Genomic DNA, 14,664 nt, shown 5'->3' with positions numbered 1-14,664 from the left:
CCGCGTCCGAGAAAGTTCCTGTTTCAGATCGAGTGTTTGTGGCCGGCCCGCGCTAAGCGAAGCGCAGCAGCACCATCACCAGGACGATGCCGACAAGTCCCGCAATGAAGATGATACGGCGCGTTCGCGTTCGCAGGATAATCTCGCCTTGCCGCGCATCCTCTGCGGAAAAGACAGGCCCCTCCTTGTCGGGATCGTTGCTCATGAGCTGCTCCTTCCGACGAATTTGGAGTGTCTCAGGCAGCTAAAACCTGCTCATCCCGGCAAGGTTCCCCAAAAATCGCCGGGCCGGCGGCCGGGATCACGCTTTACCAGCCGAAAGGCGCAAGCCAGTCCGGTTCAGGCGCGATCAGTCCGCCGGCAACGCATAAGCGATCACGTCGTCGCCGACCTTCGTCTCCATGAAATGATGACCGCCGGGCGCGATGACGACATATTGCCGCCCGCCGACCTCATAGGTCATCGGGGTGGTCTGACCGCCGGCCGGCAGGTCCGTCTGCCAGACCACCTTGCCGGTCCTGATATCGATGGCGCGCAGCTTGTCGTCCGTCGCCGCCGCGATGAAGATCAGGCCGCCGGCGGTCACGAGCGGGCCGCCATTGTTTGGCGTGCCGATGTCCAACGGCAACATGGACGGGATGCGCCAGGGGCCATTCTCGACCGCTTCGCCAAGCGGCTTGTCCCAGAGCGTCTTGCCCGTCTTCAGCTCGATGGCCCGGATATGGCCATAAGGCGGCTCGGAACAAAGCAGCCCCGTCGAGAGGCGCCAGCCCGCGTTGACGGCAATGGCGTAGGGCGATCCCATCTGCGGGTCAGCCATGTCCTTGGCTCTTTTCGAAGCGCCGCCCTGTTCGATCGACCTGAAGCCTATCTGGTCCGCCTTCTGGCGCGGTATCAACTGATTGTAGTTGGGCATGTCGTTGTAATTGGCGACCAGGATGCCGGAGTCGGTATCGACGGCGACACTTCCCCAGTCGGAGCCGCCATTGTAGCCGGGATATTCGATGAACGGCTTGTCCACCGTCGGGGGCGTATATTCGCCCTGGTAGGAAGCCTGCCGGAACTGGATGCGGCAGTAGAGCTGGTCGAGCGGACTCATGCCCCACATGTCCTTCTCGGTCAGCACAGGCTGGTCGAGATGCGCATAGCCGGAATAGGGCTGCGTCCTGGACAATTTCTCTGGTTCGACGCCGCCCGACGGCACCGGCCGTTCCTCGACCGGGAACAGCGATTTTCCGGTCTTGCGGTCGAGCACGTAGATCTGGCCCTGCTTGCTGGGCACGATGATTGCGGGAACCTTTCCATTGGCTGACGGAAAATCGACGAGCGTCGGCTGCGAACCGAGGTCGTAGTCCCAAAGGTCGTGATGGACGGTCTGAAAATGCCAGACCGGCTTGCCCGTCGTGACATCGACGGCGACGATTGAGGAGTTGTATTGGTTTTCGAAGTCCTTGCGATCGACACCATAATAGTCGACGGCGGCGTTGCCGAGCGGCAGGAAGACATAGCCGAGCTGCGGATCGGCGGCGGCTACGGTCCACATGTTGGGCGTGCCGCGCGTGTAGGTATCGCCCTGGGGCGGCGCGCCCGTGCGGTCCGGATGGCCCATGTCCCAAGCCCAGACTAGTCTCCCCGACATCACGTCATAGCCGCGCACGACGCCTGACGGGGCATCCTCGGCCTGGCCGTCCTGCACCTGAGCGCCAAGCACGGCAATGCCGCGCACGATGGTCGGAGGCGCCGTCACCGAATACCAGCCGGGCACGGTTTTGCCGAGCCCCTGGGTGAGATCGACGACGCCCTGCTGGCCGAAATCGCCACATGCCTTCCCGGTCCTGGCGTCGATGGCAATCAGCCTCGCATCGAGCGTGCCCCACAGGATGCGTGTTGCGCATGGTCGATCGGCGCTTGCGCCCGGAACGGCGTAGTAGGCGACGCCCCGGCAACTGGCGCCGTATGGGATGGCGGCGTCGGACACCTTCGGATCATAGCGCCACTCCTCCCTGCCGGTTGCCGCATTGGCCGAGATGACGATGCCCTTGGCCGAACATGCAAACAGGTGCCCGTCCACTTCGAGGGGGGTGTTTTCCGGGGAGTATTTGTCGGTCGCCGCCTTGCTAGGCATATCGCCCGTGTGGAAATCCCAAACTTTGGTCAGCTTCGCGACGTTGTCGGCGGTGATCTGTTTGAGAGGCGAATAGCGGGTGGCAAGTTCCGAGCCGCCATAGATGGGCCAATTCGGTCCAGCCTGGTGTATCACGACATCGGGCTGAGGGCTGACCGGAACCTGACCAGATGCGCTTCCTGCGGCCGGTGGCGTGACCGGGGCAACCGGGGATGCCTCCTGGGATTGTGCCGAGGGCGTGAAATGCTGAAGCCCGATCGCGCAGCCAACAATGAAAAGGGCAACGGATGCGGTCGCGCAGCCGCGGTCGCGAACCCGTTTCGCGCGCCCGGCGCGGAAGGCGGGCAAGGTCAAAAGAACGAAGATCAGGATGACCGTCGGCGCGAGTACACGGGGCATCAACCCCCAGCCGTCCATGCCGACTTCCCAATAAGCCCAGGCGAGCGTCGCGATCCAGGTCAGGACGTAGAGCCAGACTCCGGCGGCATTGCCGCTCAAAAGCAAAACCCCCGCCGCCAGGAGAGCCACCCCGGTGGGCAAATAGTACCAGGAGCCGCCCAGCGCGACGAGCCAGGCGCCGCCTGCGCCAATCAGCAAACCAAGTGTTGCCAGCAGCACACCCACGAACATGGTCCACCAGAAGGCGACGCCGGAGCGACGCCTGCCGGCGAGATTCGGATTGGCAGAAGTCATGACAGCATTTCCATTACGACAGGCTCATGATTGTTTCGAACGCTGGCCGTCTCGCATGGTTGCGATCGGTCGCGGTTTTCGAGGGCGCTCCCAACTCACCATTTTGTGAGCGTTCCGCGTTGACGGAACCTTTGTCGCTTTGCCGCCGTTAGGCGCTCGATCCAAAAGCTTGTTCCAAGCGAAAAATCGGCGAGGATGCCGCAGGTCTTTTCCAGCAACGCCAATGGGATTGCCCGCTTTTTTCTGTGGGGTGTTTGCTGTTTCGCGCTTCTGGCGGCCGTCGGCGGCACGGCGTTTTTGCGTTCAGGGTTCGTTACCGGCGTGGGGCAACCCGTGGCCCAGGCCGTTCCCTTCAGCCACAAGCATCATGTCGGCGATATCGGACTGGACTGTCGTTATTGCCACCACGGGGTCGAGACGTCAGCCTCGGCGGGACTGCCGGCAACGGAAGTGTGCATGACCTGTCATTCGCAGCTCTTCACCAATGCCGAGATGTTGGCGCCGGTGCGCGCAAGTCTCGCTTCGGGACAGCCGCTGCAATGGCAGCGGGTCAATGCGGTGCCGGATTTCGTTTACTTCAACCACTCCATCCATATCGCCAAGGGCGTCGCCTGCGAGACCTGCCATGGCGCGGTTGACGAGATACCGCTGACGCGACGGGCGCATTCATTGTCGATGGAGTGGTGCCTTGGCTGCCACCGCGACCCAGGTCCCAACCTTCGCCCGCCGCAAGACGTTTTCCTGATGCACTGGAAGCCGCCTGACGACATCGAGCAGATCCGGCGTTCCCTGATCAGCGTGCTCGACATTCATCCCGAGACGATGACGGATTGCTATGTCTGCCACCGCTGACCGAAACCCGGCTTTCGATCTTGCGGCATTGCGGCTCGCCGCGGCGGGGCGCGAGCCATGGCGAAGCCTGGACGAACTGGCTGATACGGCGGAATTCCAGCGCTTTGTGGAGGCGGAATTCCCCGCAATGGCCGATCGCCTTCAGCCTGGCTTCGACCGGCGCACCGTCTTGAAACTGATGGGAGCATCGCTGTCGCTGGCCGGGCTGACCGCCTGCAGCGAGGCCGAGAGCATCGTGCCTTATGTCCGCCAGCCGGAGAATATCATCCCCGGCCGGCCGCTCTACTACGCGACAGCCCTCTCCAGCGATGGCTACGGCATTGGAGCCGTGATCGAGAGCCATGAAGGCCGGCCGACAAAGGTCGAGGGCAATCCGGATCATCCGGCATCGCGCGGCGCCACCGATGCCGTCATGCAGGCGGCGGTGTTGTCGCTGTTCGATCCCGAGCGGTCTCGCACGCCGCTCAGGAAGGGCGAGCCGGCGAGTTACGACGAGTTCCTTGAAGAGATCGCTGAATTGGCTGGTGGATTCCTCGCTTCAGGCGGGCAAGGGCTGGCACTGCTGCTCGAAGCGACGACATCGCCGACGACGAAGGCGCAGATCGCGGCGCTGAGGGCGCACTATCCCAAACTTCGTGTCTTCCGCCACGATCCGCTTGCGGCCAATTCCGGTGAACAGGCAACGGGTACATTGTTCGGCAGGCCGTTGACGGCGATCTACCGTTTCGACCGCGCCGATGTGATCGTCAGCCTGGATGCCGATTTCCTGGGCGATGGCCCAGGGCGCCTGGCCTATGCTCGTGATTTCGCGCAGCGGCGGCGGGTGCGCAAATCGACGGACACGATGAGCCGCCTCTATGTCGTCGAGGCGACTCCGACCATCACGGGTGCCGCCGCCGACCATCGCCGCGCCGTCAGGCCAAGCGCCGTCGCAAGCGTCGCGGCGGCAATCAAGGCCGCTCTCGAGGGCGACAATGCGGCGGCCGGCTTGTCGCCGCTCGGTCCGGAATGGACAAATGCGCTTGCCGACGATCTGCGCGGCGCCGGCCGCAACGCGCTCATGGTGCCCGGGGCGCACCAGGCACCGTCCGTGCATGCCTTGGCCCTCGCGATGAATGCCAGGCTTGGCGCCCTTGGCAACACGCTGCAATTGATCGAGCCGCCTGATGCCATGCCGATCGATGGCGATCTTGCCGCGCTCTGCCGGGCCATCATGGACGGTTCGGTCGACAAGGCCGTCGTGCTCGGCGCCAATCCCTTGCACACGGCGCCATCGGACATCGATGCGCGGAAAACTTTTTCGAGCCTGAAGCTTCTTGTTCATTGGGGGCTCTATCGCGATGAGACCGCGTTTCTGGCTCAATGGCATATTCCGGCCGCGCATGAGTTGGAGAGCTGGAGCGATATCCGAGCCTATGACGGTACAGTCTCGATCGTGCAGCCGCTCATTGAGCCTCTGTTCGGCGGCAAGAGCCTGCATCAGTTGCTTGCAGCGCTGGGCGGTGAATTCGGCGCCGATGCGCAGGCAGCGGTGCGCCGGACGTGGGCCGCCATGGACGAGGTGGCCTGGCGCAAGGCGCTGCGCGACGGCATCGTGCCGAACACTGCTGCTGGTCCCGCTGTCGTTTCGGCACCGCCGGATAGCGATGGCTCGGCACCCAATGCCGCCGCCAAAGGGTTGGAGGTTCGCTTCGTCGCCGATCCTTGGCTTCGCGACGGCCGCCACGCCAATTCATCCTGGCTTCAGGAATTACCCCGGCCGTTAAGCAAGCTCGTCTGGGGCAATGCGGCGCTGGTGTCGCCAGCCACAGCGCAGCGCCTAGGGCTCGAAAGCGGGCAGGTGGTCAACCTGGGACGAGGCGGCAAGGATCTGGACGCACCGGTCTGGATCACGCCGGGGCAGCCTGACGACACGGTGACGCTGTCGCTCGGTTTTGGACGCAAGGCCGGTTCGGTGGCGGCACTCGCTGGCGGCTACGATGCCTTCGCGATCCGGACCAGCGATGCGCCATGGTTTGCCGACAATGTCGTCCTGACCCCACGCGGCGGCTCGGCGCGCGTGGTGACGACCCAGCATCATCAGGCGATGGAGGGCAGGGCAATCATCCGCCATGCCTCCCTCGATGCGTTCAGGACAAATCCCCATTTCGTGCGCGACGGCGTGCCGCCAGCGCCCATGGAATCGCTCTACCCTGACTGGAGCTACGACCAGGAAGCCTGGGGCATGTCGATAGACCTGTCGGCCTGCATCGGCTGCATGGCCTGCGTGTCGGCCTGCCAGGCCGAGAACAACATCGCGACGGTGGGGCCGGACGAGGCGGCACTCGGCCACGAAATGCACTGGCTGCGCATCGACCGCTACTATGCGGGCGGGGTCGACGATCCGGACACCTTCTTCCAGCCGGTGCCGTGCATGCATTGCGAGAAGGCGCCGTGCGAGGTGGTCTGTCCGGTCAATGCGACCATCCATACGCATGACGGGCTGAACGCGCAGGTCTACAACCGCTGTATCGGCACGCGCTACTGCTCGCAGAACTGTCCCTACAAGGTGCGGCGGTTCAATTTCCTGGAGTACCAGGAGTTCGACAAGGACAGCGCGGGGCCGGAGCAGGCCGTCCACAATCCCGATGTCACCGTGCGTTCGCGCGGCGTCATGGAAAAATGCAGCTACTGCGTACAGCGCATTTCGCAAAAACGGATCCGCGCCCAGATCGAGAACCGGGAGATCGAGGACGGTGAAATCGTCACCGCCTGCCAGCAGGCGTGCCCGACACAAGCCATCACCTTCGGCGATCTCAACAGGAAGGATTCGCAGGTCGTCCAGGAAAAGGCCTCGCCACACAATTACGCGCTGCTGGAAGAACTGAACACAAGGCCGCGCACCACCTATCTGGGCAAGATCAGCAACCCGAACGACCGGCTCGCCGCGACATCCGGCTCGGAGGGCGGCGATGGCTGACGTGGCCGCCCGCAGGACGAGCAAAGGCGTGACACCTGTGCTGCGCGGGCATCACGATTTTCAAGAGATTAGCGGCCGCATCAGCGCGGTGGTCCTGCAGGGAAAGCTGCCGCGTTTCTTCTGGTCGGCGTTCTTCGTCTGCTTCGCCTTCGTATTGCTGTTCCTCTACTCCATCACCTACCTGATCTCGGTCGGCGTCGGCGCCTATGGGGTCAACGTTCCCGTGGTCTGGGGCACGATGATCTCGAGTTTCGTGTGGTGGATCGGCATTGGTCATGCCGGCACGCTGATCTCGGCGGTGCTGCTGCTGCTGCGCCAGCACTGGCGCGCCTCGATCAACCGCTTCGCCGAAGCGATGACGCTGTTTGCCGTGGCGATGGCCGGCCTTTACCCGATCCTGCATCTTGGCCGGCCGTGGTTCTTCTATTGGCTGCTGCCCCTGCCCAACACCCACATGCATTGGCCGCAATGGCGCAGCCCGCTGGTCTGGGACTTCGCCGCGATTTCCACCTACGCCACCGTCTCGCTGCTGTTCTGGTACACGGGACTGCTGCCCGATCTCGGCGTGCTGCGCGACCGGGCGAAGTCGCGCGCCGGGCAACTTTTCTACGGCATACTGGCGCTTGGCTGGCGCGGCTCGGCCTATCATTGGGCGCGCTATCGGACAGTCTATTTCCTGATGGCGGCGCTCGCGACACCGCTGGTCGTCTCGGTGCATTCGATCGTCGCTCTCGATTTCACCTTCGCCATCACGCCGGGCTTCCATTCGACGATCTTCCCGCCCTATTTCGTCGCCGGCGCGCTCCTCTCCGGCTTCGCCATGGTGCTGACCATCGCCATTCCCTTGCGCTGGGCATTCGCTGTGGAGGACCTGATCACGCCGCGCCACATGGACAACGCCGCCAAACTGATGATCGCGGCTGGCATGATCGTCATCTACGGCTATGCGTCGGAAGCGTTCTTCTCCTGGTATTCGGGTGAGCCTTACGAGCGCGCGATGATGGTCCAGCGCGCCGTCGGACCTTATGCACCGCTGTTCTGGACCATGCTCTTCTGCAATTGCGCGGTGCTGCAACTGCTTTGGTTTCGCCGCGTGCGATCCAATATGCCGCTGCTGTTTTCGATCGCGCTGGTCATCAACATCGGCATGTGGCTCGAACGCTACATCATCGTGGTGACCGGCCCGAGCCGCGACTACCTGCCGTCGTCCTGGGGCGAGCAGTCGCTGACCTGGCTCGATTTCGGCATCCTGTTCGGATCGATCGGCACCTTCTTCGCGCTTGTCTTCCTGTTCATCCGCATCCTGCCGGCGATCACCATCTTCGAGGTCGAGGAACTGGCCGAGCAGAAAGGCCGCGCGGCATGAGCGTCCATGGTGTCATCGCGGCTTTCGCCGATCCGGATGCGCTGACCAGGGCGGCGCAAACGATGCGCGACAAGGGCTACCGGCATATGGATGCGTTCTCGCCGTTCGAGGTGCATGGCCTGATAGACATATTGGGCATGCGAAAGACACGGTTGCCGTGGGTCATGCTGGCCGGCGGCGTCGCCGGCGGCGTGCTGGTCTATGCATTGATCCTTTATTCCGTCGAGATCGACTATCCGGTCAATGTCGGCGGCCGGCCGCTGCATTCCTGGCCGCCGTTCACGGTCATCGCCTTCGAAGCCGCGATCCTGGCCAGCGTGTTTGCCGGCTTCTTCGGCATGCTGGCCGCGAACCGGCTGCCGCAATACTATCACCCCGTCTTCAACGCCGAGAGCTTTACCTACGCGCGCGGCGGCAAGTTCTACCTGCTGATCGAGGCCACCGACCCGAAATACCGCAAGGGCGTCACCAAGGGGCAGCTGACACGGCTTGGCGCCGAGACGGTCGAGGAGGTGGCGACATGAACCCGCGGCTGCTTTTGCCGTTTGTCCTGCTCCTCGGCGCCTGCAAGCAGGACATGGCCGACCAGCCTCGCTACGATCCGCTCGAAAACAGCAGAGAGTTCGCCGATGGCATGTCGGCAAGGACACCAGTCGAAGGCACGGTGACGCGCGACGCCGACCTGACGGCGACGCCGGACAAATTCCCGTACCCGATCACCATGGCGCTGCTTCAGCGTGGGCAGCAACGCTTCGATATCTTCTGCTCTCCCTGCCACGGCCGCACCGGCGACGGGCACGGCATGGTGGTCAGGCGCGGTTTCCCGCCGCCTCCGACCTACCATCAGGATGCCCTTCGCAAGGCGCCGGACCGGCATTTCTACGACGTCATCACAAACGGCTACGGTGCGATGTATCCCTATGCCGCGCGTGTCGAGCCGCGGGACCGCTGGGCGATCGTGGCCTATATCCGGGCGCTGCAATATTCGCGTCATGCTGCGGCCGGCAGACTGCCCGAATCCCTTCGCGCGAAACTCGATGCGGAGACAGCACGATGAAGCGCGCCGCCCGGCCCGACGGCTACCTCGTCCTGCTGCTCGTGGTGGCCGCCGCGGGGCTCTCTCTGTGCGCGGCCGGGCTGTTCGTCGCCCCGCGCGCGACACTGGCCGGCTGGCTGATGATGGCGGTATTCCTGCTCGGATTGCCGCTCGGTGCAATGACCCTGCTCATGGTGCACGGGCTGACCGGGGGGCGCTGGGGCGACGCGTTGCGGCCGCCGCTGCGGGCGGCCGTCGCGACCTTGCCTGTCGCGCTGCTGTTGATGCTGCCGGTGCTTGCGCGGCCCGATCTGGTCCTTCCCTGGGCAGGAGCCGATACGACTGCGCTGACGGAAGTGGCGCGCCAGAAACTGACCTATCTCAACGTGCCATTCTTCGTCGTTCGTTTCATCGCCTGTGCTCTCGTCTGGCTGGCGCTGGCCTGGCTTGTACTTGGCTGGACGGCGCCCGGTTCGGAAAGGGTTGCAAGCAGGCCTGGCGGCGGCTACGCCATCGGGCTCGTCGCGCACGGCTTTGCCGTGACGGTGTTTGCCATCGATTGTATGATGTCGATAGAGCCGGATTTTTACTCCACCATCTATGCGATGCTCGAAGCGGCGGCCGAGGTCGTCGGCGTGTGCGGGCTGGCGCTGGCGGTGCTTTCGGCGGGCCGCGCGATCGAGTCGGCGCCGGGTGGCGAGGAGGACGTGGCGCTCGGCGAAGACCTCGCCAACATGATGTTCGGCTTCATGCTCATCTGGGCCTATCTGGCATTCATGCAGTGGCTGGTCGTCTGGGGCGGCGACCTGCCCGGCGAAATCCATTGGTATGTCATCCGTGGTCGAAATGGCTGGCAGTATCTGCTTTGGCTGCTGATCGCGCTGCAATTTGCCTTGCCCTTCGCCGGTTTCCTGAACCGCTCCGTCAAGCGCAGCCGCGTTGGCCTGATAGGGCTCGGCGCGCTCCTGCTGACCGGACATTTCGCCGATGTCGCCTGGCGCATCCGCCCGCCTTTATCCGCCCTCGGTGCAGGAGTGTCGTGGCTGGATCTCGCGGCAATTGCCGGCGCAGGCGGCATCTGGTGCGGATGCTTCGTCTATGTCTGGACCAGGCCGGATCGCATCGCTGTCTGGCGCGGGAGGCCGGCCCGTGGCTAAGGTCGTGCGTCATCCCGAAACACGCGATGTCTGGCCGAGGGCGCTCGTGCTCCTTGGTCTCGGCCTGGTTGTCTTCCTGGCGCTCGTCGCGCTTGGGCTGAGACTGATTTTCGATACGGCCCCGTTCTGGCCACTTGCGGGCACGCAGATGAAGGGCAGCGCCGCAGGTCCCGCCTTGCAGCATTTTCCCGGGGCCGATCTTGCCGCGTTCCGTCAGCAGGAAGACCGTGAACTCGACACGCTTGGCTGGGTCGACCGCAATGGCGGCATCGCGCGCATTCCGATCGATGACGCCATGAAGCTGGTCGCCGCGCAGGGGCTGCCGGACTGGGCGGGAACGCCCGCTGCGGCCGGTGAGGACTGTGCCTTGCTCGAAGGCCAGGTTCCGCGTGCGCCGCAGGCCGGCACTTGCCGCGCCAATGCGGACGCGGCGCAGCCAAACGCCACGACGCCGCAGCACCAGGCCGCACCGGCCACGGGGGCGAGGCCATGAGGCGTTCAGTCCTGCCGCTCGTGCTCCTGGCTGCCATGACCGCCGGCGTTTGCGCGCGGCCGGCTTTCGACCCGCAGATCGGCGCGCAGCTCAGCCTCGGCACGGTCTTCCGTGAGGCTTCGGGCGGACGGCAGACGCTTTCCGGCATCCTCGGCGGGCGGCCGGCGCTGCTCATCTTCGGTTACGACAAATGCCCCAACCTCTGCGGCGTGACCCAGCAGGCGGTTGCCTCGGATCTGAACAAGACCGGCCTCGATCCTGCGACCTACCACGCTCTCTTCGTCTCGATAGATGCTTCCGAAACCGTCGCGGATGCGGCGTCCATCCAAGCCGAAGTCGGGCGGTCCGCCGGTCAGATAGGGCTGTCCGCGTGGCGCTTCCTGACCAGCGAGGATGGCGCTGGCGCGGCCCTTGCCGCGGAGGCCGGGGTCACATTCGATCCGCGCGACCGGATCTCGCAATATGTCCACCCGATCGCGGTCATCGCGCTGACGCCGCAGGGCCGGATCGCGCAAGTCCTTCCGGCGCTGAGGTTCGAGCCGCGGGACCTCAGGCTTGCCCTGGTCGAGGCGTCGGCCGGGCGGCTTGGCTCCATCGCCGATCACGTCTTTCTACTGTGTGCCGGCTTCGACGCGTCAAAGGGCCAGTACACGCCAGCGATCTGGGCAGTCGTGAAGGTGACAGGCATGGCGACGCTGCTTGGCCTTGGCGTCACCATCCTCGTACTTTCGCGAAGGAGGCCGATTTGACGTTCGGCATCCCCTTTACGCCGCCGCAGGCCTCCTCGATTGCCAGCAGTGTCGACGCGCTGTTTTATGTGCTGCTTGCCTTCACCGTCGCGCTGGGCGTCTTCCTGACCAGCCTGGTCGTTTTCTACGCCGTCAAATATCGCGCCGGCTCCAAGGTGGAGCGAACGGGGGAGCGTGCGCGCAGCACGCCGCTCGAGGTCACTTGGACAGTCGCCAGCCTGCTGATCGCTTTCACCATCTTCGGATGGGGAGCCGTGCTGTTCCTGCGCCGCGAGCACCCACCGCTCGACGCGCTCGAGATCGCCGGCCTCGGCAAGCAATGGATGTGGGAGTTCCGTCATCCTGGCGGTCAGCGTGAAATCAACGAACTGCATGTGCCGGTCGGCAAGGCGGTGATCGTGTCGCTGGCATCGCAGGACGTGATCCACTCATTCTTCGTACCTGCCTTCCGGGTCAAGCAGGACGCGGTGCCGGGACGCACGACGCATGTCTGGTTCATCGCCAGCGAGCCCGGACGGTATCATTTGTTCTGCGCGCAATATTGCGGCACCCAGCATTCGGAGATGGGCGGCTGGGTGACCGTGATGCCGCCGCAAGAATATGCGGCGTGGCTGGGCAACCAGGGCCAGGGCGAAACGCTTGCCGCCGACGGCGAAAAACTCTTCCGCGCGCTCGGCTGCTCCGGCTGTCATGGCAATTCCAGCAAGGTGAGGGCGCCGGATCTGGCCGGGGTCTTCGGACGGCCGGTGGCCTTGGACAATCAACAGACCGTCATTGCCGACGAACGTTATCTGCGCGATTCCATCCTCAATCCGAAGAAGGAGATCGCCGCGGGATATGAGCCCGTGATGCCGAGTTTCGACGGTCTTGTCGACGAGCAGGAGTTGCAGATGCTTTTGGCTTACCTGAAATCCCTGTCACCGCGGGCAACCAGGGAAAGTGGGGCGACCCAATGAGCAGGCAAGCCTTGGCGCCGTCGAGCTATCTGCATGGGGAGGCCGGACCTGCCGCCTGGCTCTTGACCACCGACCACAAGCGCGTCGCCTGGCTCTACCTGATGTCGCTGACGGCATTCTTCTTTCTTGGCGGCGCCTTCGCCGTGATGATGCGGATCGAACTCGCGTCGCCTGCGGGCGATCTGGTGTCTGACGATGTCTATAACAGGCTGTTTTCCCTGCATGGCATCATCATGGTGTGGTTCTTCCTGGTGCCGTCGATCCCCGCGACGCTCGGCAATTTCCTGCTGCCGCTGATGATCGGCGCGCGCGATCTCGCTTTTCCGCGGCTCAATCTCGCCAGCTGGTACGTGTTCATCTTCGGCAGCGCCTTTGCCCTGGCCGCGGTACTCGCCGGCGGCGTCGACACGGGGTGGACCTTCTACACGCCGCTCTCGACGCTCTATGCCAACGGCTTCGTATCGATGGCCGCGCTGGGCGTCTTCATCGTCGGTTTCTCGACTATCATGACCGGCATCAATTTCATCGTCACCGTCCACACGCTGCGGGCCCCGGGGCTGACCTGGTTCAGGCTGCCGATCTTCGTCTGGACGATGTATGCCACCGCGCTGGTCATGGTGCTGGCGACGCCGGTGCTGGCCGCCTCGCTGATCCTGATCGTGCTGGAGCGTGCCTTCGGTATCGGCATCTTCAATCCCGCTCTGGGCGGCGACCCGCTGCTGTTCCAGCATCTGTTCTGGTTCTACTCGCACCCCGCGGTCTACATCATGATCCTGCCCGGCATGGGCGTTGTTTCCGAAGTGCTGCCCTGCTTCAGCAAGCGCCCGCTGTTCGGCTACAAGGCGGTGGCAATGTCTTCGATGGCGATTGCCGTGTTCGGCTTCCTGGTCTGGGGGCACCATATGTTCGTATCAGGCCAGTCGGCCTATGCCGGCATCGTGTTCTCGTTCCTGTCGTTCTGCGTCGCGATCCCCTCGGCGATAAAGGTGTTCAACTGGACCCTGACGCTGCGCAAGGGCGAGATCACTTTCGAGACGCCCATGCTTTATGCGCTGTTTTTCCTGGCGCTGTTCACTTTCGGGGGGCTGGCCGGCCTGTTCCTGGCCGCTCTCGCCGTCGACGTCCACGTTCATGACACCTATTTCGTCGTGGCACATTTCCATTACATCATGGTTGGCGGCATGGTGACGGCCTATATGGCGGGATTGCATTTCTGGTGGCCGAAGATCACCGGCCGCGTCTATTCCGAAACCTGGGGCCGCATCGCCGCGACCGTGACCTTCCTCGGCTTCAACCTGACTTTCTTTCCCCAATTCGTGCTCGGTTTTCTCGGCATGCCGCGGCGCTATCACACCTACCCGCCGGAGTTTCAGTTCTGGCACGTATTGTCCTCCGCCGGTGCAGTCGTGCTGGCCGTCGGCTACCTGATGCCGCTGCTCTATCTTGGCTGGTCGCTGTTTCGCGGCGCGCGGGCGCCGGCCAACCCGTGGGGCGCGACCGGCCTTGAATGGCAGACGGCTTCGCCGCCGCCCCCGCATAATTTCGACACCATGCCGGTGGTCAGGCGGCCGGCCTATGATTATGCCATGAAAGGCCTGAGGCACGAGACGTTCAGCCCGCACAGGGACGAAGCCTCATGAGCGGGCCGACCGAAAGCATTGCCTTCGACACACGGGCCCGCGAGAAGGCCGCCGATGCGTTCGGCATGTGGATTTTCATCGGCTCCGAGGCGATGCTGTTCGGCGCGATCGTGCTGGTGTTCCTCTACGCCCGATTAAGCTATGGTGCGGCATTCGCCGCGGCGTCGCAGCATCTGTCATTGCCGCTCGGCACGCTGAATACGGCGGTCCTGATCACCAGCAGTTTCGCGATGGCGCTTGCCCATATGTTCACCGCGGCGCGGCGTTGGCGGCCCGCCTTCTGGGCCCTGATGTCCACGAGCCTGCTTGGCTGCATGTTCCTGGTGATCAAGGCGATCGAATACGGCAAGGAATTCAGCGAGGGCCTGGCGCCGGTGCTTGGCGCGCCATTCAGCTTCGCAGGCCCCGATCCGGCCCATGCCGAGTTCTTCTTCGCGCTCTATTTCGCCATGACATCGCTGCACGCGCTGCATCTGATAGGCGGCATCGCGGTGATCGCCGGCATGCTGTTGCTCTGGCCGGGGACCGCGCAGGCCAGCCGGGCGCGCCGCGTGCAGGCGATCGGACTCTACTGGCATTTCGTCGACATCGTCTGGGTGTTCCTGTTCCCGGTCCTCTATCTGATCAACCGGGCCTGA

13 protein-coding genes are annotated in these 14,664 nt (G+C 64.0%); 11 read left to right on the top strand and 2 right to left on the bottom strand.

The features are described 5' to 3' along the window. Positions 1–52: 52 nt before the first annotated feature. Both LB566_RS07065 and LB566_RS07060 read right to left on the bottom strand, forming a co-directional pair. A complete protein-coding gene (locus LB566_RS07065) occupies positions 53–205 on the bottom strand; it encodes a peptide ABC transporter permease (RefSeq protein ID WP_140549742.1) in 153 nt (50 codons plus the stop codon). Between the two features lie 144 nt (positions 206–349). Beyond that, positions 350–2,818 (bottom strand): membrane-bound PQQ-dependent dehydrogenase, glucose/quinate/shikimate family, encoded by a 2,469-nt coding sequence (locus tag LB566_RS07060; RefSeq protein ID WP_224623861.1) that lies wholly within the window; start codon positions 2,816–2,818, stop codon positions 350–352. Between the two features lie 333 nt (positions 2,819–3,151). On the opposite strand from LB566_RS07060, the gene LB566_RS07055 reads away from it, so the two are divergent. From LB566_RS07055 to LB566_RS07005, 11 genes are read left to right on the top strand one after another with little or no spacing between them, the layout of a single operon-like run. Continuing rightward, positions 3,152–3,670 carry a cytochrome c3 family protein gene (locus tag LB566_RS07055; protein ID WP_224623860.1) on the top strand — a complete coding sequence of 173 codons (519 nt, stop codon included), beginning with the start codon at positions 3,152–3,154 and terminating at the stop codon, positions 3,668–3,670. Continuing rightward, positions 3,654–6,629, top strand: coding sequence for a TAT-variant-translocated molybdopterin oxidoreductase (locus LB566_RS07050; protein WP_224623859.1), 2,976 nt, complete (start codon positions 3,654–3,656; stop codon positions 6,627–6,629). The genes LB566_RS07055 and LB566_RS07050 overlap by 17 nt, the downstream gene beginning before the upstream one ends. Continuing rightward, positions 6,622–7,995, top strand: coding sequence for an NrfD/PsrC family molybdoenzyme membrane anchor subunit (gene nrfD / locus LB566_RS07045; protein WP_224623858.1), 1,374 nt, complete (start codon positions 6,622–6,624; stop codon positions 7,993–7,995). Before LB566_RS07050 ends, nrfD begins: the two co-directional genes overlap by 8 nt. Continuing rightward, positions 7,992–8,519 carry a DUF3341 domain-containing protein gene (locus tag LB566_RS07040; RefSeq protein WP_224623857.1) on the top strand — a complete coding sequence of 176 codons (528 nt, stop codon included), beginning with the start codon at positions 7,992–7,994 and terminating at the stop codon, positions 8,517–8,519. Before nrfD ends, LB566_RS07040 begins: the two co-directional genes overlap by 4 nt. Then, complete coding sequence (locus tag LB566_RS07035; RefSeq protein WP_224623856.1) at positions 8,516–9,052, top strand: c-type cytochrome; 537 nt, start codon at positions 8,516–8,518, stop codon at positions 9,050–9,052. The genes LB566_RS07040 and LB566_RS07035 overlap by 4 nt, the downstream gene beginning before the upstream one ends. After that, entirely contained in the window at positions 9,049–10,188 is a 1,140-nt protein-coding gene (locus LB566_RS07030; protein WP_224623855.1) for a hypothetical protein, read from the top strand. Before LB566_RS07035 ends, LB566_RS07030 begins: the two co-directional genes overlap by 4 nt. Beyond that, positions 10,181–10,681: a hypothetical protein gene (locus LB566_RS07025; RefSeq protein ID WP_224623854.1), complete on the top strand. Its 501-nt coding sequence runs from the start codon at positions 10,181–10,183 to the stop codon at positions 10,679–10,681. The genes LB566_RS07030 and LB566_RS07025 overlap by 8 nt, the downstream gene beginning before the upstream one ends. Further along, positions 10,678–11,430 carry an SCO family protein gene (locus LB566_RS07020; protein WP_224623853.1) on the top strand — a complete coding sequence of 251 codons (753 nt, stop codon included), beginning with the start codon at positions 10,678–10,680 and terminating at the stop codon, positions 11,428–11,430. Before LB566_RS07025 ends, LB566_RS07020 begins: the two co-directional genes overlap by 4 nt. Beyond that, on the top strand, positions 11,427–12,386 hold the full coding sequence (gene coxB / locus LB566_RS07015) for a cytochrome c oxidase subunit II (protein WP_140549752.1): 960 nt from the start codon (positions 11,427–11,429) through the stop codon (positions 12,384–12,386). The genes LB566_RS07020 and coxB overlap by 4 nt, the downstream gene beginning before the upstream one ends. Then, positions 12,383–14,026: a cytochrome c oxidase subunit I gene (gene ctaD, locus LB566_RS07010; protein ID WP_140549753.1), complete on the top strand. Its 1,644-nt coding sequence runs from the start codon at positions 12,383–12,385 to the stop codon at positions 14,024–14,026. Before coxB ends, ctaD begins: the two co-directional genes overlap by 4 nt. Then, positions 14,023–14,664, top strand: coding sequence for a cytochrome c oxidase subunit 3 (locus LB566_RS07005; RefSeq protein ID WP_224623852.1), 642 nt, complete (start codon positions 14,023–14,025; stop codon positions 14,662–14,664). The genes ctaD and LB566_RS07005 overlap by 4 nt, the downstream gene beginning before the upstream one ends.

This window comes from Mesorhizobium sp. CA13, from assembly GCF_020165235.1.
GTDB lineage: Bacteria > Pseudomonadota > Alphaproteobacteria > Rhizobiales > Rhizobiaceae > Mesorhizobium.
Note: the sequence above shows the minus strand (reverse complement) of the source record. Positions and strands in the feature narration are given on the sequence as shown.